The following is a 25,252-nucleotide window of genomic DNA, read 5'->3' on the forward strand; positions in this document are numbered from 1 at the left end:
CCTATAAAACCCTAAAATGGAAAGCATATACATTGAACAGCAAGGTATTTTGCTATAATGTAAGTAATTGGCGCTTTAAAGGAGTAGTGAATATGAAAGGTTCGTTAATTAAACAACACCGTAAATTTAAGAATATGACATTAGAAGAACTTGCATCAGGAATTTGCTCGGTATCCTATTTGAGTAAAATTGAACACGATACCATTAACGCCAGTGATGAAATTTATCGTCTGTTAGGAGAACGGTTAAAGATCAAGCTGACTGGCATTAACCAAGAATTTGATGAAACCATTCACCAACAACTTCTGGAATGGCATGAAGTCATTCAACGTCGAGACCTTCCATTGATGGATGAATACTTTAAGAAATGTAAAGATGCCTTAATCACAAATCAAAACACAGAGCTCAATCATTTATATACCATTGTAAAAGCTCGCCACACGATGAAATTGAATGAAGGACCTCTATCGGATGAAGATTTAAAAGAGATTGATGATTTATACCCCTATACGACCGATGAATATAAATTTTTCTATCACAAAACGGTAGGAATTCATTATCTGTTGAAAAACCACCAACTAAAAAATGCCCTTCATCATTTCCACAAAACAGAGGAGCTTTTGAATAAACTTCCATTCACCGACAGTGAAACCTATTTTCACTTGGCCCTTACTTATTCACAGTCAAGAGCTGCTGTAGAGTCCAACTATTATGCCCATACAGCGCTAGAGGGATATATTAAGGACTTCGATTATAGTCGTATTGTAGACACTTACATGACCATTGCACTGAATTATAGAGCATTGGAAATTTATCAAATAGCTGAGGAATATTTCTTGAAGTTGAAAAAAATCTCTAAATACCACTTAACTTCTATTGATGAGATAAGAGTCTATCATAACTTGGGATATGTTTATGCTAACCAAGAGAGGTATGAAGAAGCACTGGACCTGCTGGAGAGAGCACATAAGATTGCTCTTGAAAATAATGATGGGTACTACTATGTAAATACTGCTCGCCTCCTTGCTTCTACTCACTATTACGCAGGAAATACAGAGAGGGCTTGGGAATATATCGAAATAGGTGAAAAAAAGGCTGAAGAATACGAAAATCAAACTTATATATATAAATTTTTCATCCTCAAAAACACAATTCTTGAAAAAACCCGCGAAAACTTCTTTTTAAGCAAGCTTGAAAATGAGATCATCCCTTACTCAAGGGAAAACAATCAATATGGAGATTACAAGAACTATTGCGAAATGCTTGGGAACCTTTATTATGATAAGCGGATGTATAAAAAAGCAGCCATTTACTTTAAAGAAGTGAATAACTATCGAAAAACACAAAAGAAAGATCTACTATAAAAAAAGGTCGGAGGGTTCACACCTCCGACCTTTTTTACATGCGCACGATATTTTTTTCCCAGTTCTTAAATTCCAGCTCATCAAATTTTGCGCTCATCTTTTCGTCATTAATATAAAACAGAGCCTCTTCTAAGGAACAATCCACATCCGCTTCACAATGGATGGCCGCAAGCTTCCTGGAGAGATGCAGCATATCCAGGTTGTCTTCAATTTTAGTACGCTGCCCTTTTGTCAGTTCTTCGATATTCTCTAGGATCCCTTCAATGGATCCGTATTTAAGAAGAAGCTTCAAAGCGGTCTTCTCTCCAATTCCTTTGACACCAGGATAGTTATCACTGGAATCTCCCATGAGGGCTTTCAAATCGATCATCTGCTGCGGTGTAATACCTTTTTCCTCGGTGAAGGATTCCTCCTGATATTCAGCATAATTGCCGTACCCTTTCTTCAATAACACGACATTTACGTTCGGCTGCAACAATTGAAGAAGGTCCTGATCCCCTGTCAATAAGAAGACTTGGGAATGTTCACTGTACGCTCGACTCAGCGTCCCCATGCAATCATCTGCTTCATATCCGACTTGGCCCACATTAGGAATATCCAGGGCTTCTACAACTTCTTTTGCTAAGTCAAATTGTGGGATCAACTCTTCTGGAGGCGCTCCCCTGTTTGCTTTGTAATCGGGAAAGAGTTCATTCCGGAACGTCTTACTTCCCATATCCCAACAGCAAATCACATGCGTAGGCTGATAGGTTTCTATTGCCATAAACATGTGTTTCATCATGCCGTAGACTCCGTTCGTCGGGATTCCTTTACTGTTGATCATATAATAATTGCTCATCGCTGTAGCATAAAACGCACGAAAAAGCAGCGCCATGCCATCCACGAGCATCACTCGATTGGTTGTTGTCATATTCTAATAACTCCTTTGACCTATGAATAGTTTCATTATAACAATCTTTCTCTTTTGTTCGTACTAGAAATTTTCACATATTTGTCTGTAAATTGACAATATTCTGTACAAGTGATACTTTAAAAAGTAAGCGAGCCTACTTACATAAATCATTTTGTAAGCGGTTGCAAAAGCAAATGACTAGGAGGATTTTTTATGGTATATGCTTTTCCAAACACGGAAGGATCTAAAGTTCAATTCAAGGAACGCTATGACAACTTTATTGGCGGAGAATGGACCGCACCTGTAAAAAAACAATATTTCGATAATGTCACCCCTGTCACGGGACAAACGTTTTGTCAGGTTGCACGTTCAACAGAGGAAGATATCGAGCTCGCCCTTGATGCCGCACACAAGGCAAAAGACGCTTGGGGGAAAACCTCCGTTACAGAACGTTCATTGATTCTGAACCGCATCGCAGACCGTATGGAGGAAAACCTTGAGAGTTTGGCCATTGCAGAAACATGGGAGAACGGGAAAGCAGTCCGCGAGACTCTGAATGCTGACCTCCCGCTGGCGGTCGACCATTTTCGTTATTTCGCTTCTGTCATCCGATCTCAAGAAGGTTCCATCGGGGAAATTGATCATGATACGGTCGCTTATCATTTCAACGAGCCACTAGGAGTCGTCGGTCAAATTATTCCATGGAACTTCCCACTACTCATGGCGACATGGAAGATTGCCCCCGCTCTCGCTGCTGGGAACGCGATTGTCTTGAAACCCGCGGAACAGACACCAGCATCTATCATGTATCTGCTGGAATTAATTGAAGACTTGTTGCCTGCTGGGGTATTAAACGTCGTTAACGGTTTCGGCTTAGAAGCTGGTAAACCTTTAGCCCAAAGCCCTCGCATCAGTAAAATCGCTTTTACTGGCGAAACAACCACTGGACGAATGATTATGCAATACGCTTCTCAAAATATCATTCCTGTTACTCTTGAACTTGGTGGAAAATCACCAAACATCATTTTTGAAGATGTCATGCGTGAAGATGACGATTTCTTAGATAAAACAATTGAAGGAATGGTCATGTTTGCTTTGAATCAGGGTGAAGTCTGTACATGTCCTTCACGTGCCCTCATTCAAGAATCCATCTATGATGAATTCATGGATCGTGCCATCAAACGAGTGAAGGAAATCAAGACAGGGAATCCGCTTGATCCTGAAGTAATGATGGGTGCTCAAGCTTCCTCCGAGCAATTGGAGAAAATCCTGTCTTACTTGGAAATCGGGAAAGATGAGGGTGCAGAATGCCTGACTGGAGGAGCCCGTAATCAATTGGAAGGGGACTTGAAAGAAGGATACTACGTGCAACCGACGGTATTTAAAGGCGACAACAGCATGAGAATTTTCCAGGAAGAAATCTTCGGTCCTGTCTTATCTGTCACCACATTCAAAGACAAAGAAGAAGCGATGAAGCTCGCCAATGACACCCTTTATGGATTGGGTGCTGGGGTATGGACTCGTGATATGAATACAGCCTACCGATTCGGCCGCGGAATCGAAGCCGGACGTGTTTGGACCAACTGCTACCACGCTTACCCTGCTCATGCAGCCTTCGGCGGATATAAAATGTCCGGTGTAGGTCGAGAAAATCATAAGATGATGCTCAGTCATTATCAACAAACCAAAAACATGCTTGTTAGTTACAGCCCGCAGAAGCTTGGATTCTTTTAAAATAGGCGCGTAAATCCTCTGTATTTTCGGCACAACGAAAGGAGCTGAAAAGATGGTTGAACGTGTAAGAGCAACGGACGCCGCTCTTGAATTGATTGAAATGCTGAAGGAAAAACACGGCTCCCTTCTTTTCCACCAATCCGGTGGATGCTGTGATGGCAGTTCACCGATGTGCTATGAAGAAGGCGACCTTCTCATCGGCAGTCAAGATGTTTTACTTGGGAGAATCGGGGATACTCCTTTTTACATCAATAAAAAGCAGTACGACTACTGGAAGCATACCCAGCTGATCATTGATGTCGTGGATGGCCGCGGTGGGATGTTTTCACTTGAAGGTGTCGAAGGAAAAAGGTTCCTCACTCGCTCGCGTGCATTTACCGATGAGGAGTACAAAGAACTGAAGGAAAACATAGAATCATAAACGAAAAACGCCCAGGATTCCTGGGCGTTTTCTTATTCCTTGATCAAACATTATATTCTCTATGGGAAAGTCATTCCTTTGAATATTTGTAAACACCCACCCTTTCTGTCACGGTACAACCGCATTTCTCAAAAACTCTCAACATCGGTTTGTTATAGATGCTTGTGGCACCAACGCTATAGGACGCTTTGAAATGTTTTCTGAGTAAGTCTAACCCCTCTTTGTATAGAGTCGTACTTTTGTTCTTTCCTCGTTCTCCTGGTATCAATCCAAAGTAAAAGATCCTTCCCTCCGCCGTTGTCCCTGGTTCAATATGTGGCATGATCACGCCTATAGGGATTCCATTTTCATAAGCGGTCAAGCAGGTATCGATATATCCTGGTCCCAATTCTTTTTTGACACTTTTCATTTGCTCATCCATGTTCAAGGACTGGGGAGCGTTCAGCGATCCCTTCATCGATTGACGCCATGTCTCTTTAAAAACGGCCTCGGCCTCATGCCTGAGGGATCTTAATTCAAGAAATGGTGTTCCTCCCTCTCTCCTTCTTCCTTCAGTTAAGTCACAACGGACAAAATAAACGTCATCATGATGCTTAAAACCAAGACCTTTTATGTAATCGGTCGTCTCATTTTGAAAGGTTGAAGAAACAAGGAGCGTCCGATGACTCATGCCATCATACTTTGGATCTCTTACAAACTCATGAGACAATGATTTCAGCTCTTCATCAGTGAGGGCTCGCGTCTCTTCAACCGTAACAAAATTTTCTCCCTCAACGAATTTTACTTTTTCATAAAGTCGATCTTTCATAGCTTTGCCCCCTTTCGTTTATCGTACCTTACATCTTTAAACAAATCATTTCCCAATGGGGGAAGGAACCCGTTATGATACAAGCAAGGAGAGTGATAAAAATGAACAAAGAAATCCAATTAGTCAAACGTCCAGAAGCCGCTCCCACACACGAACATATTAAACTAGCAGAAACGGAGCGCCCTGTTCCATCTCAAGGGGAAGTCCTCGTCAAATTGCTTTATGTCTCCGTTGACCCTTACATGAGGGGCCGCATGAGCGCAGCTAAATCCTATATTGCTCCTTTCCAATTGAACGAACCCATGGAAGGTGGCGTTGTGGGAGAAGTTGTGGAATCGAAAGCAGATGCCTTACAAGAAGGTGACATCGTCACAGGGATGCTGCCATGGAAAGAGTATGCAGCAGCTTCAGCAGATACCCTCAGGAAAGTTGATCCAAGTCTTGGTCCTGTTACGACATCCTTAGGGATCCTTGGCATGCCAGGACTTACAGCATATTTCGGACTGATGGATATCGGACAGCCCCAAGAAGGCGAAACACTAGTGGTTTCAGGAGCCGCTGGAGCCGTTGGTTCCGCCGTTGTCCAAATCGGTAAAATATCAGGCTGCCATGTAGTCGGTATCGCCGGTTCAGACGAAAAATTAACGTACTTAAAAGACGAACTTGGTGTTGATGAAGTCATCAACTACAAAACAGAGAATGTACCAGAGCGTCTTGAAGAAGCTTGTCCGAATGGAATAGACATCTATTTTGATAATGTCGGAGGCGATATTTCAGATGCAGTCTATCCATTGTTGAATAAATTCGCACGCATCGCCCAGTGCGGAGCGATCGCCTCTTACAATGTGCCAAATGATCAAGGACCACGGATGCAAATGCATTTGATCAAATCGAGTGCACTCATGAAAGGATTTACCGTTGGAGATTATCAGGATCGATTCCAAGAAGGATTTTCTCACCTGGCTCAATGGCTTCAGGAAGGCCAATTGAAATACGAAGAAACCATCACAGAAGGCTTCGAAAACATCCCTGATGCATTTTTCGGTTTATTCGAAGGAGCCAACCTTGGCAAACAGCTTGTCAAAGTGGCTGAACCAACGAAATAACAAGACGGATAAAAAACCAAGCGAAAAGGAACGGAGAAATGTAATTTCTCCGTCCCTTTTCTCAATTGATCGAATTAAGAGTCACCATGATGAATATAAATGCCGATTTCTTCTAAAGCCTGATGCAAGCCTGCCTTCGTATGGATTTGAGTAAAGTCTACACCCATATCTACGAGAGATTTCGCTGTTTCTGGTCTCAACCCTGTTAAAGTCGCATGTACACCAACAAGTTCAAGAGCTTGAATGACCTGATATATGTAGTGAGCAATCATCGTATCAATCACTGGAACTCCAGAAACATCAATGAAAATGTAATCCAATTCAAACTCCGAGCTTTTATTTAAGGAAGTCTCCATGATTAAGTGGGCTCGGTTGGTATCTACTTCTCCAATCAACGGCAAAACGGCTACACCCTTTGTAATCGGTACAACCGGAACCGATAGCTCCGCCATTCGCTTTTCTTTTCTTTCCCATTCTAGGCGTATGTTTTTGGAGTACGTTTGACTAAAGTGTTTCGTAATTTCATCTAATACTTCATTAATAGTTTTGCAGATATGAACTACGGTAGGGGAAGAAAATTCATCGTTGGATAGTTCTTCAGAAAAGATGCCCCAGATCGCTCGCCGAACAAAGTTCATCGTTCGAAGGGATTGATCCAGCTCGACTTCCGCCTCTACTTTCTGCTCTCCTTCACGGTCTGCCCACATTTCAATGTGATGCATGGAGGTCGTATCTTCCCCGATTACCACTTGTCCAATATAAGAAAAGAGCTCTTCCCAATTCGCTGTCCGGATGGTGCCAGCCCCGAATTCTTCTGTTTTCAATTCTCGCACTCGATTTGCAAGCTGGTCCGAGTGTTTCTCGATTTTTTCACCGATATATGTAATTTCATCTCTCATCTTGGAAACCCCTCAACTCAAATTATTATCCAATAATAATGTAACACAGAACACTAGATAAAACGAACGTCGTCCGGTATGATAAAGGCAGTTTACGCTTAGGAGGACACTATGAATAAAGTATCGTTGGTCTTGTTTCTCATTTTATGTTTATTGTTTCTCTCGCACGGTCTTTACCAAGGCGTCGCGAATGGCCAGTGGACATCACTCACCTTCGCCATCATCGTCATCATCCTTGGTTCATTCAGCATGTTAAGAAAAAAACGCAAATAACCCTCTTTCAGAATAGCTCCCTTTTATGGAAGACTCAGTTTCGAGACGTTTGTTGAGTGGATGGGGGCTGCGGGGAATAGCTCGCTTTCCGCAGGAGCGCGGTGAGCCTCCTCGGACTGCGTCCTGCGGGGTCTCACCCTGCACTTTTTTCCCGCAGGAGTCTCGCCATTCCCCTCCGCCCCTTGAACATAGGAGGATCTCGAAACTACTTCCATTAATAGGTGCGTTCTATACGGATTGTGAGTTGTAACACAAAGCCTCCATCGTTTAGAAAGAGCTCATGACCGCTTGGTATTGAACGCTTTCTTACTATAGCTTGTGATAGTGGAAGTTACTCCTTCTTGGTACAGGGGTTCGTTTCTCACATAATCGAATGGGGTGGTTGGGAAGCTGCGAGACTCCCGCGGGAATGGATTGGCTGGCGAGACCCCACAGGACGAAGTCCGAGGAGGCTTGCCGCCATCCCCGCAGGAAAGCGAGTTGCTTCCCAACCACCCCTGACGCTCAACTCAGCAACGAACCCCGAAACATCTCTAAACTAAGTCTTCCACAATCCTGCCATATACTGTAATAAATCCCTTGCTGAAGAGAGTTTTTTAGGCGTAGCGGGGGAGGTCGTAACGGCCGAACCATTGGTGTCTGTGATCAGAAAACCAGCGGTATAAGGGGGAACCAACCCGGTCGACTCCTGGGAAGGAAAGAAGAATACCTATCACAGCGAATAACGGCAAGGAAAGCAACAGTTTACGAATGGTTTCGAACCCTTGCTTCACCTCTCCTTCTTTTGTCAGCATATGAATCTCATCCAGCGTATTGCGCCCTTCCAAGTAAGGATATTTCCCCGTTCCTGCTGTCTCCTGCACCGCTACCCACTTAATTTGATGGAACCAGTCAAACGTGCGGAACGTTTTCTTTACATAAAAACAAAAGGGACATTGTGCATCATAAAAAACAATATGTTTCTTCATCCAACAAACACTCCTTTAAATTATTGAGCGTTCTCTAATTCAACCCTTACCCAGCCTCTAACAGCGTTAATCATCCATACTTCATCGAACGTGTGGATATCTTTTTTGTAGAGGACCTTTTCTTTCAGTTTTCCACATCTTAATAACTCTTTCCTATACGTCCCCGCTAGTAACCCACTATCCACAGGAGGAGTATAATACTGTCCCTCGACTCTCACAACCAGGTTAGCGATCGTGAACTCTGTTAATTCCCCTCTCCGATTCCACAGCAACGTGGCTTCTGCTTTTTTTGATTGATGACGAAGGTAGACATCCCGATGAGTGGTTTTATGAAACAGAAAAGGATCCTCTTCGTTTACAGGATATTCAGATAAGATGCCGGTCACACGAGATGCGTGCGGCTGTAAATTATGGACTTCTATATTCGTCTTCCCTTCTTCATCAACAAGCATGCGGGTTTTATAGAGACCTTCTTGATAGGCGTCTGATAATTGAGCGCATTTCTCTTCTAAATCACTTCTACTAATTGGATAATTAAAATACGAAGCTGTTGCTATGACGCGGTCGAGGTGATCTTCGAGCAAATCGATCGTGCCATCCTCCAATTTCATCGTCTCCAAAAGTTGAAATTGGGGCCGATCTTCAGTCAGAAGGCGCGCTTTCGTCTTCAATTCTTCAAACTCCCCTTTTGAAGTTGAATCCCAAGTCACGCCCCCACCTGTACCAAAAACGGCTTTTTCCTGTTTTTGATTAATCATGACTGTACGAATGGGAACATTGAAGATGGCGTCTTTCTCTGGTGTCATATAACCTATGGCACCACAATACACTTCACGAGGGGAGTCTTCTAACCTTCGAATGTATTCCATAGTCCTTACCTTTGGAGCTCCAGTTATAGACCCGCACGGAAACAAAGATTGAAACAATTCGTACATGGTGTAATCCTCCGGTAAAAGGCCTTCCACAGTTGAAGTCATCTGGTGAACCGTTGGATAGGTTTCCACTTCAAAAAGGTTGGGGACGTGGACGCTTCCGGGTACTGCGATTCTGCCCAGGTCATTTCTTAACAAGTCGACAATCATAAGATTTTCGGCACGTTCCTTTTCTGATGTCTGAAGATAACGGCGCTTGGACTCATCCTCTTTGTCAAAACGTCCTCTTGCTGCCGTACCTTTCATTGGTTTTGTTTTCAATGTGTTTCCATCAACTCGAAAAAATAATTCCGGAGAAGCAGAAAGAATCCTCCGGTCCCCCGTATTCAGGTACGCACTGTAGGAGGACTGCTGATTCCTTACAAGTTTTCTATAAAAAGTGTAATCGTCCCCTGAAAAAAAGGCTTCCATTCGGGTCGTGAAATTCACCTGATACGTATCGCCTCGTTCAATCCCTGCTTTCACTTCCTCTATTCCTTTTTGATAGGAAGCATAATCTCCACGCAACTCCCAGTCGGATACATGAAACGTGTCAGAACTCGTACGTTCTAGCTCTGTATCAAATCCATCAAATACCCCAAACCACACCAGTGGCCATTCGGAGTGAGAATGAACGCGTAAGGCTGGGTCAAAAGCAGGAGCAGCTTCATAAGATACATAACCAGCGACATAATACCCCTCGTCCAGTCTTTGTTCCACTCGATCAAAGACTGCTTTCACTTTGTTTATATCTTCAGTAGTGAGAACCTCTACCGGGTGTCGGAACACTTTAGTATCAGAATCCCCCTTGTTATTTGCAAATTCAAACTGTAGAAAAGGTGAGGTTGTCATACGCCTACCTCCTCTCTTCTCGCTGTATTGTAGCGAATAGACTGGTCATAAAAGTTTCGAAGCAAATCATACCCGAATTCCGTCATTATGGATTCAGGATGGAATTGGATTCCTTCCATCCTTTTATCGCGGTGGCGGACCCCCATAATGACACCATCTTCAGAAAGGGCTGTCACTTCAAGCTCTTCTGGCAACGAATGTAAATCTGCCTGTAAAGAGTGATAACGGGTGACTCGGAAAGATCCCGGAAGTCTGTGAAACAGGGTGCGGCCGTCATTCGTGATCGCCGTCACTTTCCCGTGCATGGGTTGATTTCCATTGACGACATTCCCACCAAAGTGTTCAACCATCAGCTGGTGGCCAAGACATATGCCCAATATCGGAAAAACCCCACCAAAATGGTGCAGAACATCCTTGCATATGCCTGATTCTTCCGGCCTCCCCGGCCCCGGAGAAAGGACAATAAGACTGGGCTCTAGCGAACGTATCTCTTCGATTTCCCATTCGTCGTTTCTTTTCACAATCACTTCCGGATCCATCTGCTTAAAATATTGCGCTAAATTATATGTGAATGAATCATAGTTATCGATGATAATAATCATAGTTGCGGACACCTTTCATCCTCGAATATATGTCTATTATACTACCCTCTGCTACGTTTTCCATAGAAGAGATGGATGGAAAATAAATCACTTGGTAGCGCTTCAATGGAAAAAAGAATCGAAATAATCAGTTTCATATATTAGAATATATAGAAAGATATCGTCGTTAGGGTGAATTTCATTGAAATCAGAACTGCTAAGGTCGAAGAGTATATGGATTAAAATCGTTCTCATATTGATTGGCATAACGATGCCTCTATGGCTTAGTGTGGAGAGGTCCGGCCTTGCTGGTGTCATTGAAAGGCTTCAGGCCGCTCCATCCGGGGCGACATTGATGATGGCTGCGTTCGGACTAGTCATGTTAAATACAGTACGAGCCCTCCCCCATTACATTGGTGCTCTTTTGCTTGGAGATGAGCTTGGAGTAAAGTTGAACCGACCATGGCTGAAGGTTGCAGCTCCTGTGATCATCATCCCATTGGTTTACGCCTTGATTAACGGGTACAATTCAATCCATTATCATTTCGGAGGTCCGGCTATTTTCCTTTTATTATCGATCGCCGTTCTTCATTTTTTAGGAAATGGTCAATTACGCCCTGTTTTCAAAGCTTTTATTCTCGCTCAATTGTTGTTCGGCTTCCAATGGCTGGATACGGTCCTGTTCCTAAGCGCCTTCGGATTCGGTGGCGGGGAAATTTCTATGGAAGTCAAAAGAATAGCTGCAGAGTTAGGCTTCGGCAGTACATTGAGTTTTTACAGCCTCGTCTTTTTTGCTGTATTCATCATTAATGCCACCTTCCTAGCTGTATACTTAACCGTTGCTGAACAAAAGGCGAAAATGAGGCAGGACCTGGATATCGCCCGGCTTGATATGGTCGAGTCACGCTCTGGAAGAGAAGCATTACATCTTGTCCATGACTTGAAAACTCCCTTATCCCTGATGGAGGGTCTGAACAGTCTGATCCAAATGAAAACGAAGGATGACGAAATCCTTCGGTACACCAATAAAATATCTTCATCCATTCAAGCGACCAGCGATATGGTCTCTGAAATCCTGTATCATGAGAAGAAAAATTGGTGCACTTTAAAAACGTTCATTGAATATGTCCGAGCAAATAAACTATCAGACTCAGCAACGATCTATGCGTTCGATTTGGACGCTGATGAAAATATTGAAATCTATATTAATAAAATCAGAATGACACGAGCGCTTGTCAACTTGATTGATAATGCCAGCGATGCTGTTGAAGGAAAGAAAGATGCTAAAGTAACCATTGCTACTAAAGTAGAACAATCAGGCATTTTGATCGGGGTGAAAGACAATGGCCATGGCATCAGCCAATCCAATATCAATAAAATTTGGAACGCAGGATACAGCACTAAATCCCATCCTGGTGTAGGGCTGACATTTGTTAAAAATGTCGTCAATGAACACGGCGCAGAGCTGTCTATTGAAAGTGAACAAGGAGTCGGAACGACATTTTGGATCCATTTACCGAAGGAGAGAGTACAAGATGAAAATACTGATCATGGATAATGATGAATCCTTACGTTACATGCTGACAGAGTTTTGTAAACATGCCGGGTGGGAATCAGACACGGCGGTAAACGGACGCGAAGGTGTCGATCTGTTTTTAAAAGGAACGTATGACGTCATCCTTGTCGATTATCATATGCCGGAAATGGATGGCCTCCAAACGGTAAGAGAAATCCGCAAACATAATACCGTTGTTCCCCTTCTTGTACTGACAGTAGATGAGAGACAAGAAGTTGCTGACCGCTTCCTGGAAGAGGGCGCCACCGATTTTGCCTTAAAGCCTGTGAAAGCACCTGATCTCATTTCAAGAATAAAGCTGCATGCGCAAATTGCGAATATGAAAAACAAGCATGAAGAAAATGATGATGTTTTTACCGCCAAAGGAATCAGCAAAGGAACCTTGCACTCCATTTCGAACTACTTGCAGGAAAATCGTGATGCCTATCCTGTGGATGTCATATCAAAAGACATCGGCCTTGCCTACCCAACCGTCTACCGATACCTCATGCACTTACTAGAGGAAGGCAAAGTTAAACAAGTGGTCAGCCACCAGAAAATTGGACGACCGAAAAAGCTTTACAAGTGGTATGCCCATTAAGTGTCTCACATGACCAGAAAGGGTATAGCATGAAGAAGATTCATAAAGAAGGAGTGGTACGATGAGATCGGGAAATCCCGTCTTGAAAGAAGATACATTTCAACGATCGACAGCATCAGGAAAGGCGATGACCCTGGGTGGGACGACGGCAAAAATATCCCTCCTGTTCTTATTTTTGCTAGGAACAGCAGCCTACACATGGTACCAGTATTCACTCGGAGTCGATGTGACGCTCATGATGATCATCGGTGCCATTGGAGGACTTATTTTCGCTTTGATTACCGCCTTCTTCCCAAAAGCTGCACCCGTTACGGCCCCTATATACGCAGCACTTGAGGGCTTTTTTATCGGCGGTATTTCCGCCTTCGTCGAGGGGGCTTATTCCGGTATTGTCATTCAAGCCGTCAGCTTAACGCTTGCCGTGATGGGAGCGTTGTTGATTCTTTATGCAACAAGAGTCATCAAAGTCACAAGAAATTTCCGTTTGATGGTGGTTTCTGCCACGTTGGGCATTTTCCTCGTCTATCTTGTGAATTTTGTCCTGAACTTTTTCGGCATGACTGTTCCCTACCTTCATTCCAGTGGCCCTATAGGAATTGGGATCAGCCTCTTTATCGTGGCCATTGCTGCCTTGAACCTCGTTCTTGATTTTGACTTCATCGAGAAAGGTGTGAACCGAGGTGCACCCAAGTACATGGAATGGTACGGAGCATTTGGGTTAATCGTGACCCTCGTCTGGTTATACATCGAAATACTCCGCCTTCTTCAAAAACTCAGACGCTAAATACTAAAAAAGAGAGTGACTTCCTGACACAGGAAGTCACTCTCTTTTCTTTTTTCACAGCCTAGTATTCAACATGAATGCCATCATCCTATTCCATTCTTATTGGTCAAAGCCATGCTGATTCAAGAAATCAATGATGCCATCGACAAGTCCATCTGCAAGGGGCAGGTCAGGGTTTGTGTACGTCGCTAAATTTCCCTCCCTATCCTCAGGGGCTTCCTTCAGCACATGGTTCATCCCTTCGAAAAGCATGAGTTCCGCCTCAGGTTCTGCCTTTTTCAAAAGTTGGGCTTCTGATTCCGGCACCTGAATATCATGCGTTCCATTAACAATTAATGTCGGAACATTAAGTTCACTTAATTGCTCCGAAGGGTCGTAAGCCATCCATGAAAGTAGAAAGGATTGAATATCCGGGGCAAACACCCCTTGCAGGGACTGACTGACATCAGGTACCGTCTCCCCTTCCCGCATTTTCTCAAGAATCGTTTGACTTTCTCGGAACAAGTCTTCTGGTAAACTATCACTAAGTTGCTTTTCTAACACATGATCAATAGGTTGTCCGGCACCTGCTAAAGATACGAATGCTTCTGTCGTTTCAGCTCCTGCTGCCATCATACCGACAAGTGAGCCTTGACTGTGACCAATCACAGCAATATTTGTGAAACGTTCATCACCTTCTAATGTTTCCAGCCACTGTTTAGCATCATCAATAAATACTTCAAACCTCATGTCACCTTGATCTGTGACAGCTTCCCTATTTTCCCCTGCGCCTCTTTTATCATATCTTAAGGAAGCAATCCCTTTGTCTGCTAAGGATTCAGCCAAAAGTTTGAGACTATCATTGTTTCCTGCGGCGCCTCGAGAGTTCCCATTCCGATCGGTCGGCCCTGAGCCAGGGATAATTAATGCGACAGGGTGAGGGCCTTCTTTCTCAGGCAGCAATACCTCTCCATATAATTGCCCTGTGGACGTTTCAATGGATAAGAACTCTCCCTCTTCTTCCTCCACCACTTTTTCTCCTTTCTTTAATGAAAATGGGAAACTTTGTCCGTTCTGAGTAAACGTCCCGCTCAATTGATCTCCTTCTATCTCTCCATCAAACTGAACAGACTGCCCAGGTAGAGGCATTTGAAAATAGACCCTTCCTTCATTTATATCGATCTCCGTTAATGAAAAATCCGTAACATTCTGAGTGGGAATCGTGATTGTCCCTGTCCACTCTTCTCTAGACTGGAAATCGACCATGATGTTCAATGGTTGATTGGGTACTTCAATTTGCCCCTCCCAATGACCTTCTAATTCTTTCTTCCCTTTTCCTTCAGCTTCCTCATTTTTTTCGTTACAACCTGTAACTATTAAAAGTAATAGACCTATCAAAATTAGTTTTTTCATCGTCATCCCCCTCATATCCCCTATTTTACAAGAGATGGAGGAAATTTATAACAAGGGAAAAAGAAACCCTGTCATCTGTTTTTTGATGTCATCTCACAGAAAACACTCCGCCAAAAGTGACGGAGTGCCTGCATCTATGCTTGAGTCTGACTTGACTTTTTACTATTCAGGAATAGGGTAGTTATAAACATGAGTGCTAGGAAAATAATGACGATACTGAAACCACCGGCCATTCCGAATATTTCAGAAGCCAGTCCGATGATATAACCAGCAATACCACCGCCGATTCCTGCCGCAATATAGATCAGCCCAAGCGCAGAACCACCCGTTTTAGATAGCTGAGTACCAAACGCTGTTGCGGTCGGGAACAATGTGGAGAAGAACAATCCTGCCCCAGCGAACAAGTAAGGGAAATTCTCAGCTACTAGAAAACTAGCACCGACCATCAACAATGCACCGGCAGAGAACGTGATCAGAATGACCCGTTCATTGATCCAGTTGGTCAGATAGGCGACACCGAGGCGACCAGCCATGAAGAAGATCGAGAAGACAGATAAAATGGTTGCCACCATATCCTCTTTATTAGCCGTTGACATGCCTCCCATATCCAGCGATTTCAAATAGGTCGGGAAGAAATTCATGAACGATACTTCTGCAGACACTTGGAAGACGAGAAAGATCATAAGAAATACGAATTGTGCGTCTTTCAACATCGGAATAAATGCTTTCAAATCGATTTTTTCTGCTTTACCTGATGGAAAAGCTACGCTCGTAATATAGATGATCACAGCTACTAAACTAACCGCAATTCCCACATAAAAATAACGCCACGATGCAAATTGGAACATGTAGTTTAGAAATTGCGGAAACACCACCATTCCTAAACCGTAGACCCCCATTGCAAAGTTGAACATCTGATTTTGCTTTTTTGGGTAGGCTGCGGGAATAATCGCGTTGGAAGCAACACCAAGCGCACCTAAACCAAAGCCAACGATCATATAAAAACCTAAGAAAAACATAATATTAGGAGCAAGTCCTGTACCAAGAAAACCGAGTCCCATAACAATCGATCCGATGATCGTCATCGTACGCAAGCCCTTTTTATCGGTGTAGTAACCGATCAGGACACTGGCAAGCGTAAATCCAAGTTGGAAGATGAAGACGACTAGACCGAACTGGCTCATATCTAATCCCAGATCCTTTTCCACTTGATCCAGTACAATTCCTTTTGTATTGGTTACACCACCCGAAATAAATTGGGTGAACATAAGAATAATTAAAGCGTGGATACTTTTTCCCTTTGTCATATGGGTTCCTCCTGAAAAATTTTTGAATTTCGAACGTTTTCAGGAGATTCCCCGCCGATTTTCAGCTCAAACTGACTTTTTTCATGTAAACGTTTTTTCATGAAAATTTTTTTCTTTTTACTCCTCTACCCTTTACACATGGTCCATTCCTCAAATTCCAACTTCTACATTTAGTCCAGGCTGCCGACCATATTGAATTCTTCAAGCCCTTTGTGATCGTAACCCCCATCCGTAATTTTCCGTACATCTGTCAGCATCTTTTTCATTGGAACATGGGCACCTTTCACACCCGTAAATGCTTCGGCTACAAAGAATGGCTGAGTCAAGTAGAACTCCAATTTTTCTCCACGCTTATACAACTGGGTATCTGCATCCGATAATGGATCCATCCCGCTCGCTCGGACAATGGATTTCAGTTCACGATACCGGCGCAGCAGCTTTTGAGCTTTTTGTTGTGTTGAAAAATGCTCCTGATCCAAATTGGCACCTTCTAAAACGGAAGATGTGGAGTAGATCGGGTGGATAGCAGGATACATATGCCGGGCAGATAGATCCATATCAAATTGCCACAACGTCTCCAACGGTCCATAAGGAAGCTCTTCATCTACCGCCTCCCCTTTTAAATCCACGAGAAATGTAGTTACAGATGCCTCCCCGGCCCATTTTTCCTGTAGTTGATAGATGCTGCCATTCTGCACGTGAGAACGATCCGATACGAAAAGAACCTCATGCTTTTTCGATGCTTGAAGAACAGCTTTTTCCGCTTCGTCTATGTCGAGGTGAATGGAATCAACATCCGCTGTAATATCCGAAATCTCCGGGTGATCCCCTTCCGGCTGAAGCAGGACGATAGAGTTTCCTTCTTTCTTTAAACGGTGAAAAATTTCTGCTAAAACCACCAGTTGTCCCATGCCCGGTCTAGCAACTAAACCAGCGGTGCCCCCTTTAGCCAAAGGTGCAAACAAGTCAATCGTCTTAATTCCCGTTTCAATCATCTCGAATTTCTCCCCTCTGATAATCAGTTCATCCACACTGCATTCCGCTAAACCAGCCAAAGCGACTAATGTTCGTACTTCCGTTCTCCCCAAGGCGATTTTTCCTGTACACAAATTCGAAACGGTTGCAGGTCTTAAGCCAACAGATCTTGCCGCCTTCGTTAAGTTCGGGACACGCCTCCTCAAAAGCGCGACGTTTAAATGAATGGATTCCATCATTTTCCTCCTTTGTTACTTTATATAGTAATCATAATTACTTTAAAAAGCAACTAAATTTCTTTAAGAAGTAATTATTTTTACGCTCAAAATACCACAATTCTATTCCATCGTTCATGGTAAGCTAATAAAAAAGCATTGGAGGGTCGACTCATGGAGAGGATAACATTTCGTAACAACGAGGGACTGCAATTAAGGGGATTATTTCAGGAAGGAACTAATGAAAAACTGATTATTATGTGTCATGGATTTCGGTCGAACCGCTCATCGAAGGGAAGATTCGATCGATTTGCTGGCAGCTTTCAACGCCTCGGTTATCATGTACTGAGGTTTGACTTCGGAGGTTGTGGAGAAAGTGAAGACCGGCCCTTGAGCTTAGAAGCTGAAGTGAACGACCTCACAGCTGCCATTCACTATGCTGTTACCAAAGGATTTACTGAAATAGCTCTTTACGGCCACAGTTTAGGGGCACGCGTTTGCCTCGAAAGCTATCAATCCAGGTATATTAAAACCATGATTCTTACTGGAGCAGGGACCGGTCCCGTGACCTATGATTGGACAGAGGAATTCACTCCCGATCAACTTGAGAAACTAAAAGAAACCGGTTATTTGAACCATCCCGTTGAAGATCCTTACCGTGAAGAGATTGTGATAGCAAAACAGATGTTAGTAGACTTTGAACAAATAGACCAGGAAATGTTGTTGTCCTCCATCCATTGTCCTTGCCTCATTGTCCATGGTGATCAGGGGGAAGAAGAAATTCTTCTTCCTCTAACTCAAAAAGGGATGAAATGGCTTCCTCCTTCCTCTCAACTGACAGTAATCGAAGGCGCTCCCCACAGCTTCGAAGGATACCTGGACCACGTCGAAAAAGCAGCAGTCGACTGGCTACACAAACACTTCTAACAAGCGCCCCCTTTACTTTGAAGGATCGTTTCGAGATTTTGGTATGCGTTTAGGGGCTCCGGGAAAAGGTTCGCTTTCCATGGGGCGGGCGGTGAGCCTCCTCAGGCTATGCCTTCCGGGGTCTCACCTGTCCCACACGTCCCATAGGAGTCTCACCTTTTCCCTCCGCCCCTTGATCGTAAGAGTGTCTCGAAACTACTTCCAGAATAAGCAGCTTTAAGTAAAAGAAAGCGGAGGTTATTAACCTCTATGTCCACCATTGTGAATACGAAAGCTTGATAGAAATCGCAGTGTGCATGCAACACCAAGATAGTGGAAGACACTCCCTCTCTTTTCCCTCCTTAGATGAATGAAGTGTCTGGTATCAAGCTTTTACTTTTCTGAATGATTACTGAGAATTCCCATCTTCCTCAATCACAAAAACTTTTTTTAAAAAAGTGATATCGAGAGTCTCCCAGGGCAAAGGGGCGGAGGGGAATGGCGAGACTCCTGCGGGAAAAAAGTGCTGGGTGAGACCCCACAGGACGCAGTCCGAGGAGGCTCACCGCGCTCCCGCGGAAAGCGAGCTATTCCCTGCAGCCCCTACCCACAACACAAAAGCCTCGAAATCGAGTGTTCCACGACCTTGCCATTTTTTGAAGAAGGGATATAGATAAAGAACCCGAAGTCCCTGGCAGGGACTTCGGGTTCTTTTAGATAATCTCGTTATACTTGTGCCACCAGGGGCGTGCTTCTTCAAGCTGTGAGGCTAACTTTAACAGTGTTCGCTCATCGCCGAACCGCCCTGTGAAATGGGAGCCGATCGGGACATTTTCGTCATTCCAGTAAAGAGGAACACTCATCGCCGGCTGTCCAGTCACGTTCGCTACAGGGGAAAGGTGAGCGTATTGGGCAGACACCGACAATATTTCATCGATCGTATTTTCTTCTCCATTGTAACAACCTAAGGGTAAGGCTGACTTTGAGTTGACTGGATGCAAGAGAACATCATACTGATCAAAGAACGCGTGGAATTTCACGCTTTCTGCCGCTAAAAACATCCGTGCCTGCTCGTATTCCATCGCGGTATAACCCTCTGCTTTTTCAATCAATGTCGAAAGCATTTTCTCTAAATTCTGTACGCTCGGGCTTACCCCATTCATTCTTGCGGCACCCTTGACCGCTAGAGCTCCGCCAACAACCCATACTGTAACAAACGCATCCATGAAGCGATGAAGATCAAAGTCTGGATAGGCAATTTCCACTTCATGCCCGAGTGATTCACAGAGTTCTGCCGTTTCACGGATGGCTTGCTGGACATCAGGCTGTATAGACATCAGTTCTCCGAAATCTGCCATATAAGCAATTTTTAATGACCCAAGGTCCTCATGAGAAATTCCAGCGTAAGACTCCCCTTTGGCAGGAGTTGCAAAGAGGTCCCCTTTTTGCGGGCCTTCCAGTAGATCAAGGAGTGCAGCGCTGTCCCTTACTGATTTTGTTACGCCATGACTGACGGCAAGGCTGTTGAGATGCATGGAAAAAGGTGTCCTTCCCCTCGTTGGTTTTAATCCGAACAAACCACAATTGGAAGCAGGGATACGAATTGACCCTCCTCCGTCGCTGGCGTGTGCAAAAGGAACCATACCAGATGCGACAGCTGCGGCGGCTCCTCCGCTTGATCCGCCAGGTGAATATTTCTTGTTCCACGGGTTTTTCGTGAAACCCAGATGGACGGATTCGGTTGCAGGCGTAAAGCCGAACTCGGGTGTATTGCTTTTCCCAATAAAGGTAAGTCCACCTCTTCTGAAGCGTTTCACAATCTCATCATCCCACGTCGCCTCAAAACCTTTCATCACTTTAGAACCGTATGACAACGGATGGCCTTGGACAGCATTCAAATCTTTAATAAGAAAAGGAAGCCCTTTAAAATAGCCGTCTTCACGTACCGGTTCGTTGATGTAGTGGACCACAGCATTCAATTCAGGGTTTTTACGTTCGATGACTGCTTTATAGTGATTGATGATTTCTGAGATCTTCAATTCGTTGTTTTCTATTTTTTCTTTTAATGCGATGGCATCAAACTGGTGAAGTTCTTGAATCTCCAAAACTGACGCTCCTTTCATGAATCATAAGTATAAACGGACACACAGCTTCTTCCATTTTCTTTCGCCTTGTAAAGCGCTCGATCGGCTTTTGTGAGGAGATCTCCCACGTTCATCCCATGTTCTGGATAGATGGATACTCCAATGGAAACACTGATCCCGATTTCATGTCCCTGCAGATGGATCGGCCGAAGTACGCGATCCAGCATGCGATCTGCAACTTTACGAGGATGATCAGGGTCAACTAAATCTGATAATAGAATGACAAATTCATCGCCACCCAAACGAGAGAGTGTGTCTGTTTTTCTTAACCCCTGATGGAGACGTTTAGTAAAAATGACAAGCAATTCGTCACCGATGTGATGTCCATAACGATCATTGATTTGTTTGAAGTTATCTAAATCAAAGAATAACAAGGCAAAGATCGAGTTCTTGTTGTCTGCTCGTTTCAGCTCATCCTCCAACTTTTCAAAAAAGTAGCGCCTGTTTGGTATCTTTGTCAATTGGTCTTGATACGCCATCTCTTCTAATTGATGCTGGTGTTTTCTTCGTTCCGATATGTTGCGGCAAATCGTCTGGACAGCTTTCATTTGATGATATTCCACAAGACCTCCATTCAGTTCGACATCAATAATGGCTCCATCGACTCTTTGAATCTGGCGCTCAATCGGACCTTTTACATGACCTCCTGATAGTAATATGTCCAGACGTTCCCGCGCCTTTTCATAAGGTTCATTGTAGAGAAATTTTGTTATATCCTGACCAAGCAATTCTATCGCTGTTTCTGCTCCCAGCAAGTCGATTCCCGCCTGGTTCACATAAATGATACGATCTTCTTGATCATGCAGAAAAATAGAGTCCGGCGAAGTTTCGACTACTGACTCATAACGACTCTCACTTTCTACCCGTTGGCGTTCTTTCTCCTCAATCAACTTCATGGCTTGGGTAGAGCCCATTTTTATGTATAGAAGAAAAGTCTTCCCGCTTTCTACGGATTGTATGGAATAGGTGATATGAAAAGGATTCGGAAAACCATCATAGCTTTCAATCAAAGTTTCGCGAGAACTCTCCGCCCTTTCCATTGTCTCCTCTATATGGTTTCGTTTTGCCTCGCAATAAAGGTCATTCAAAGGACGGCCTTGAAGATCCCCATACACCCGTTGCATCGTTCCATTGGTGTAGGTGAAGGTCATTTTCCCTTCAACATTTTGTATAATGGCTACGGCGTCGCTTAAATCTTGAAATAAGTTCTTAAAGATCATGGGTTGGTTCGTCAAGGAGTAAATGGCATTCATATGTAAGCACTTCTTTCCTGTTAATAATAAGGTGAAAAGAACTAGAAAATAATGTTTTAACCTTAAAATTATAACATTAGTTCATTCCCTTCTTCCATTTATAAACAGACTTTTTACATTTTTCTAAATCATCGAGTATACTCTTCGTTTATGACAGCATAAACTACCGCCCCTTACGCTTTTTTATTCTTTGAGTATGTTTTTCTACATAGGTTTATTTGAAAATGGGGAGGGTAAATAAACCGAAAGCTTTCAGGAGATGAGTCACAAATGAAAGTCTTTAACAAACTTGATCTGACATTCCTTCTCTATTCCCTATGCATGCTCATCGCTCTAACGATCCATCACCTTTTATCGCCCACCCCGATTCAATATGTCAGGAGTATGGTCTGCTTTGGACTGGCCCCTGCCATAATTCTATACGCCAATCACAAACATCTTTGGTTCCGTTCCAGCCTCCGCTGGGTTATAAAATTAAGCCGTCGACCCGTTTTAAGTTCCTTCATCTTTGTAACGGGGGCAATCGCAAGCTTTGACCTGTTTTTTCACCTTCCTCTTGGTTTGTTTGTTCATCTTTTACTTATTGGTTTTGGATCTTTCATTTATTGGGCTCCTTTATTGCTAAAATGCCCGTTTATCCAAACCCTAAGCTTCATGAGACGTTTCCTTTACCTATTGCTGGCCTCTTTATTGTTTGTGGTCTATCACGAGGCTTCTTTTTACTTCAGTGAGGCAGCTGATGCTGGAGCCTTCTTATACACAGGGGTCATGGTTATGATTACCCAGCTGTTTTCTTTAATATTAGATTGGGCCGATGCCGAGAAAGAAACCGACCCGATAAACGTCCAAGGATACTTCAAGCCTGTCTCAAAAGAATAATCTAAGTTCTCTTCTATGGAGAAATCTTTTCATAACCTTTCCGTATAGAACATAAAAAATCCGGATTCCTCTAGTTTGATTGGGAATCCGGATTTTTGATTAACGCGGGGTCATGAATAGTTGTGTCCAATATCTTTTATAAGGTCCTGAGCCTTCCAAGTATCCTACACCAATATGAGTGAAGTCTTTATGAAGGATGTTGGCTCTGTGTCCATCGCTGTTCATCCACCCCTCTACGACTTCCCCAGGAGTCCGTTGACCGGCAGCAATGTTCTCACCTGCTGTCTGGTAACGGAAGTCGAATTCGTCCATCATCTCAAATGGAGAACCGTAGGTCGGCGAGGTATGGCTGAAGTAGCTTTTGTCCGCCATATCCTGCGATTTAACATTGGCTAAGGCACTTAAACGATTATGCGTTTGTAATGGATGCAGCCCACGCTGTTCTCGCTCTTCGTTGACAAGAGCAATAACTTCCTGCTCAAACTCTTTTAATGTGTATCCTGTGAGGGAACTTTCAGATACACGTTCACTTGGGCTGTCTGAAGACGCTTGCTCTTCTGGAGGTGCATCAGGATATTTCCATTCCACCTCTTCTAGAAACTTAAAGAATGACTGGACATCTACGGCAAAATTCTGAAACTCATTTTTTATATCTGTATTCTCTACTAAGCCCTGGACATGTCGCGATACCTTTTCATAGGAAGCCCTCGGGCCTTCTTTCCAAAAGTCCTCGGCTGAAACTGGTGTCGCAATGACAATAATGACAAACAAGGCCACAAGAAAGAGAAAAAACTTTTTAATCATGTGGATTCTCTCCTCATTTCAGGCTAGAAGTACTCTCCTCCAGTATTCCATGGCATCGCTCCAAAGGCAAACGGCAAAATTTAACGCCGGGCTTCTTTCAACTCTCCTTTATAAATCTCTACTTCATGAAGAGTCAACTCCAGATCCCGCGCAAACTTTTTCAAACGCTTTTCTTCTACAGGGTTCACGAGTGAAACAACGGTTCCTTCTTGAGATCCAATTCGTCCTGTCCGACCAGCACGGTGAATGTAGGAGGTGACGTCGTTCGGAACGTCAAGGTTGATGATATGGTTGATTTCCATAATGTCCAGTCCTCTGGCCGCAACATCTGTTGCCAGTAGTAATGGGTATTCCCCTTTCCGGAATTCCTTAATCGCCTTCGCCCGCTGTTCTTTTTTTGCATCACTGTGTAGCAATCCGATATCCAGGTGTTTGTATGCGAGTTTTTCAGCCATGACGTTCAGCTTAGCAATATCCTGCATGAACGCAAGACCTTTGAACGCTTCCATCCGCGCCAGTTTTCTTAACATCTCGATTTTATCTCTATCCTCACAAACAACATACGTATGAGTCACATCCGGTTTTTTCAGTTCTTCTGTCACCCGAATCACTTCTGCTTCCTCATCCATGAATGTTTGAGCTATTTCAATGACCTCTTCAGGCAATGTAGCTGAAAACAACAACGTCTGCGTATCACGCATCGTGCTCTTCAACACATCTTCCACGGTATGAATGTGCTCTGGAACAAGGAGTTGATCAGCTTCGTCCATTACGACCGCCTTGATTTCATGCGCCTTCAATTTTTTCTTCTGGATCAACTCATACACACGACCTGGTGTACCAACAACAATATGTGGCTTTTTCTTCAACTTGTCCATCTGGCGCTTGATATTCGCCCCACCAATCATTGTCATGCTGGTGATTCCGCTTCCTTTTGTCCAAGTCTGAACTTCCTGGTGAATCTGCATCACTAGTTCATGGGAAGAAGCCATAACCAACACTTGTGTATGCTTTTTTTCCGGGTCTACTTTTTCAATCAGAGGTAGCAGGTATGCCAACGTTTTCCCACTGCCTGTAGGAGCCTCAGCTACTACATCTGTGCCTTGTAAAATGAAAGGAATGGCTTGTTCCTGTACTTCCGTCATACTTTCAAATCCTGAAACCTGCCATGCCTCTTTCGTAGATGGGGATAATTCCTCAAACCACGATGGATTAATATCTGTCATCTATAATCGTTCCTTTCTATATATCTTTATCATTCCATATATACCTTCCTATTACCCGCCCTCTCCTTCCACTAAAGCTCCCGATTGTGGAAGACTCAGTTTCGAGATGTTCCAGGGGGGCGTTGCCTGGTTGAGCGTCAGGGGTGGTTGGGAAGCAACTCGCTTTCCTGCGGGGATGACGGCAAGCCTCCTCGGACTTCGTCCTGTGGGGTCTCGCCAGCCAATCCATTCCCGCGGGAGTCTCGCAGCTTCCCAACCACCCCTTTCATAGTAAGGAGAAACGCCCCCCTATACCTAGATGAAGTGTCTCCCATTTCTCCTCCTAAGGCAGACATAAAGCGTTCTATATCAGGCTTATAAATTCTGAATACCTACTGTGGAGAGGTTATATGATCCACTTTC

The 25,252-nt window shown here is 43.8% G+C and carries 23 protein-coding genes; 10 read left to right on the forward strand and 13 right to left on the reverse strand.

Translation table 11 applies throughout. The features are described 5' to 3' along the window. Nucleotides 1-92 precede the first annotated feature (92 nt). Nucleotides 93-1,364 (forward strand): tetratricopeptide repeat protein, encoded by a 1,272-nt coding sequence (locus ACXACN_RS13525; protein ID WP_474965120.1) that lies wholly within the window; start codon nucleotides 93-95, stop codon nucleotides 1,362-1,364. Between the two features lie 34 nt (nucleotides 1,365-1,398). On the opposite strand, the gene ACXACN_RS13530 is transcribed toward ACXACN_RS13525, so the two are convergent. Further along, complete coding sequence (locus tag ACXACN_RS13530; RefSeq protein ID WP_474965121.1) at nucleotides 1,399-2,274, reverse strand: 5'-3' exonuclease; 876 nt, start codon at nucleotides 2,272-2,274, stop codon at nucleotides 1,399-1,401. Between the two features lie 195 nt (nucleotides 2,275-2,469). On the opposite strand from ACXACN_RS13530, the gene adh reads away from it, so the two are divergent. Both adh and ACXACN_RS13540 read left to right on the forward strand, forming a co-directional pair. Further along, a complete protein-coding gene (adh, locus tag ACXACN_RS13535) occupies nucleotides 2,470-3,990 on the forward strand; it encodes an aldehyde dehydrogenase (RefSeq protein ID WP_474965122.1) in 1,521 nt (506 codons plus the stop codon). Nucleotides 3,991-4,042: 52 nt separating this feature from the next. Further along, nucleotides 4,043-4,411, forward strand: coding sequence for a DUF779 domain-containing protein (locus ACXACN_RS13540; protein WP_474965124.1), 369 nt, complete (start codon nucleotides 4,043-4,045; stop codon nucleotides 4,409-4,411). A gap of 70 nt (nucleotides 4,412-4,481) precedes the next feature. Here the strand turns inward: ACXACN_RS13540 and ACXACN_RS13545 are convergent, their stop codons facing one another. Beyond that, nucleotides 4,482-5,219: a GNAT family N-acetyltransferase gene (locus tag ACXACN_RS13545; RefSeq protein WP_474965125.1), complete on the reverse strand. Its 738-nt coding sequence runs from the start codon at nucleotides 5,217-5,219 to the stop codon at nucleotides 4,482-4,484. A 101-nt stretch (nucleotides 5,220-5,320) separates the two neighbouring features. Between ACXACN_RS13545 and ACXACN_RS13550 the strand changes: the two genes are divergently transcribed. After that, a complete protein-coding gene (locus ACXACN_RS13550) occupies nucleotides 5,321-6,325 on the forward strand; it encodes an NADP-dependent oxidoreductase (protein WP_474965126.1) in 1,005 nt (334 codons plus the stop codon). A 74-nt stretch (nucleotides 6,326-6,399) separates the two neighbouring features. Here ACXACN_RS13550 and ACXACN_RS13555 read toward each other — a convergent pair whose 3' ends face one another. Continuing rightward, complete coding sequence (locus ACXACN_RS13555; protein ID WP_474965128.1) at nucleotides 6,400-7,224, reverse strand: STAS domain-containing protein; 825 nt, start codon at nucleotides 7,222-7,224, stop codon at nucleotides 6,400-6,402. A 111-nt stretch (nucleotides 7,225-7,335) separates the two neighbouring features. Between ACXACN_RS13555 and ACXACN_RS13560 the strand changes: the two genes are divergently transcribed. Further along, nucleotides 7,336-7,497, forward strand: a complete 162-nt coding sequence (locus ACXACN_RS13560; protein WP_474965130.1) for a hypothetical protein — start codon at nucleotides 7,336-7,338, stop codon at nucleotides 7,495-7,497. Nucleotides 7,498-8,093: 596 nt separating this feature from the next. Here ACXACN_RS13560 and ACXACN_RS13565 read toward each other — a convergent pair. Genes ACXACN_RS13565 through ACXACN_RS13575 form a run of 3 tightly spaced genes read right to left on the reverse strand, consistent with a single transcriptional unit; the run spans nucleotide 8,094 to nucleotide 10,830 of the window. Beyond that, nucleotides 8,094-8,465 (reverse strand): thiol-disulfide oxidoreductase DCC family protein, encoded by a 372-nt coding sequence (locus tag ACXACN_RS13565; protein ID WP_474965132.1) that lies wholly within the window; start codon nucleotides 8,463-8,465, stop codon nucleotides 8,094-8,096. A 20-nt stretch (nucleotides 8,466-8,485) separates the two neighbouring features. Next, nucleotides 8,486-10,228, reverse strand: coding sequence for an aminodeoxychorismate synthase component I (pabB, locus tag ACXACN_RS13570; protein ID WP_474965133.1), 1,743 nt, complete (start codon nucleotides 10,226-10,228; stop codon nucleotides 8,486-8,488). After that, entirely contained in the window at nucleotides 10,225-10,830 is a 606-nt protein-coding gene (locus ACXACN_RS13575; RefSeq protein ID WP_474965135.1) for an anthranilate synthase component II, read from the reverse strand. Before ACXACN_RS13575 ends, pabB begins: the two co-directional genes overlap by 4 nt. 181 nt (nucleotides 10,831-11,011) lie before the next feature. Here ACXACN_RS13575 and ACXACN_RS13580 point away from each other — a divergent pair, with 181 nt between their 5' ends. The 3 genes from ACXACN_RS13580 to ACXACN_RS13590 all read left to right on the forward strand — a co-directional run bounded on the left by ACXACN_RS13580 (nucleotide 11,012) and on the right by ACXACN_RS13590 (nucleotide 13,749). Next, the gene (locus ACXACN_RS13580; RefSeq protein ID WP_474965136.1) at nucleotides 11,012-12,367 is read left to right on the forward strand and encodes a sensor histidine kinase; all 1,356 of its coding nucleotides are present in this window, start codon (nucleotides 11,012-11,014) and stop codon (nucleotides 12,365-12,367) included. After that, nucleotides 12,345-12,965 carry a response regulator gene (locus ACXACN_RS13585; protein ID WP_474965138.1) on the forward strand — a complete coding sequence of 207 codons (621 nt, stop codon included), beginning with the start codon at nucleotides 12,345-12,347 and terminating at the stop codon, nucleotides 12,963-12,965. The genes ACXACN_RS13580 and ACXACN_RS13585 overlap by 23 nt, the downstream gene beginning before the upstream one ends. Before the next feature lie 61 nt (nucleotides 12,966-13,026). Further along, the gene (locus ACXACN_RS13590; protein WP_474965139.1) at nucleotides 13,027-13,749 is read left to right on the forward strand and encodes a Bax inhibitor-1/YccA family protein; all 723 of its coding nucleotides are present in this window, start codon (nucleotides 13,027-13,029) and stop codon (nucleotides 13,747-13,749) included. Nucleotides 13,750-13,848: 99 nt separating this feature from the next. Here the strand turns inward: ACXACN_RS13590 and ACXACN_RS13595 are convergent, their stop codons facing one another. The 3 genes from ACXACN_RS13595 to ACXACN_RS13605 form a co-directional block, all read right to left on the reverse strand. Further along, entirely contained in the window at nucleotides 13,849-15,141 is a 1,293-nt protein-coding gene (locus ACXACN_RS13595) for an alpha/beta hydrolase family protein (protein WP_474965141.1), read from the reverse strand. 134 nt (nucleotides 15,142-15,275) lie between these two features. Beyond that, nucleotides 15,276-16,448 carry an MFS transporter gene (locus tag ACXACN_RS13600; RefSeq protein WP_474965142.1) on the reverse strand — a complete coding sequence of 391 codons (1,173 nt, stop codon included), beginning with the start codon at nucleotides 16,446-16,448 and terminating at the stop codon, nucleotides 15,276-15,278. A gap of 170 nt (nucleotides 16,449-16,618) precedes the next feature. Further along, the gene (locus tag ACXACN_RS13605; protein ID WP_474965144.1) at nucleotides 16,619-17,659 is read right to left on the reverse strand and encodes an ATP synthase beta subunit C-terminal domain-containing protein; all 1,041 of its coding nucleotides are present in this window, start codon (nucleotides 17,657-17,659) and stop codon (nucleotides 16,619-16,621) included. 153 nt (nucleotides 17,660-17,812) lie between these two features. Between ACXACN_RS13605 and ACXACN_RS13610 the strand changes: the two genes are divergently transcribed. Beyond that, nucleotides 17,813-18,565 carry an alpha/beta hydrolase family protein gene (locus tag ACXACN_RS13610; RefSeq protein ID WP_474965146.1) on the forward strand — a complete coding sequence of 251 codons (753 nt, stop codon included), beginning with the start codon at nucleotides 17,813-17,815 and terminating at the stop codon, nucleotides 18,563-18,565. A gap of 692 nt (nucleotides 18,566-19,257) precedes the next feature. Here the strand turns inward: ACXACN_RS13610 and ACXACN_RS13615 are convergent. Beyond that, nucleotides 19,258-20,649 carry an amidase gene (locus tag ACXACN_RS13615; protein WP_474965148.1) on the reverse strand — a complete coding sequence of 464 codons (1,392 nt, stop codon included), beginning with the start codon at nucleotides 20,647-20,649 and terminating at the stop codon, nucleotides 19,258-19,260. 14 nt (nucleotides 20,650-20,663) lie between these two features. Next, nucleotides 20,664-21,941: a diguanylate cyclase domain-containing protein gene (locus ACXACN_RS13620; RefSeq protein WP_474965150.1), complete on the reverse strand. Its 1,278-nt coding sequence runs from the start codon at nucleotides 21,939-21,941 to the stop codon at nucleotides 20,664-20,666. A 270-nt stretch (nucleotides 21,942-22,211) separates the two neighbouring features. Here ACXACN_RS13620 and ACXACN_RS13625 point away from each other — a divergent pair, with 270 nt between their 5' ends. Beyond that, nucleotides 22,212-22,820, forward strand: coding sequence for a hypothetical protein (locus ACXACN_RS13625; protein WP_474965152.1), 609 nt, complete (start codon nucleotides 22,212-22,214; stop codon nucleotides 22,818-22,820). 99 nt (nucleotides 22,821-22,919) lie between these two features. On the opposite strand, the gene ACXACN_RS13630 is transcribed toward ACXACN_RS13625, so the two are convergent. Together ACXACN_RS13630 and ACXACN_RS13635 are read right to left on the reverse strand one after the other, a co-directional pair. Continuing rightward, nucleotides 22,920-23,624 (reverse strand): CAP domain-containing protein, encoded by a 705-nt coding sequence (locus ACXACN_RS13630; protein WP_474965153.1) that lies wholly within the window; start codon nucleotides 23,622-23,624, stop codon nucleotides 22,920-22,922. Between the two features lie 80 nt (nucleotides 23,625-23,704). Further along, nucleotides 23,705-24,850: a DEAD/DEAH box helicase gene (locus ACXACN_RS13635; protein ID WP_474965154.1), complete on the reverse strand. Its 1,146-nt coding sequence runs from the start codon at nucleotides 24,848-24,850 to the stop codon at nucleotides 23,705-23,707. Nucleotides 24,851-25,252: the final 402 nt, after the last annotated feature.

This window comes from Halobacillus sp. AWM4_238, assembly GCF_056158265.1.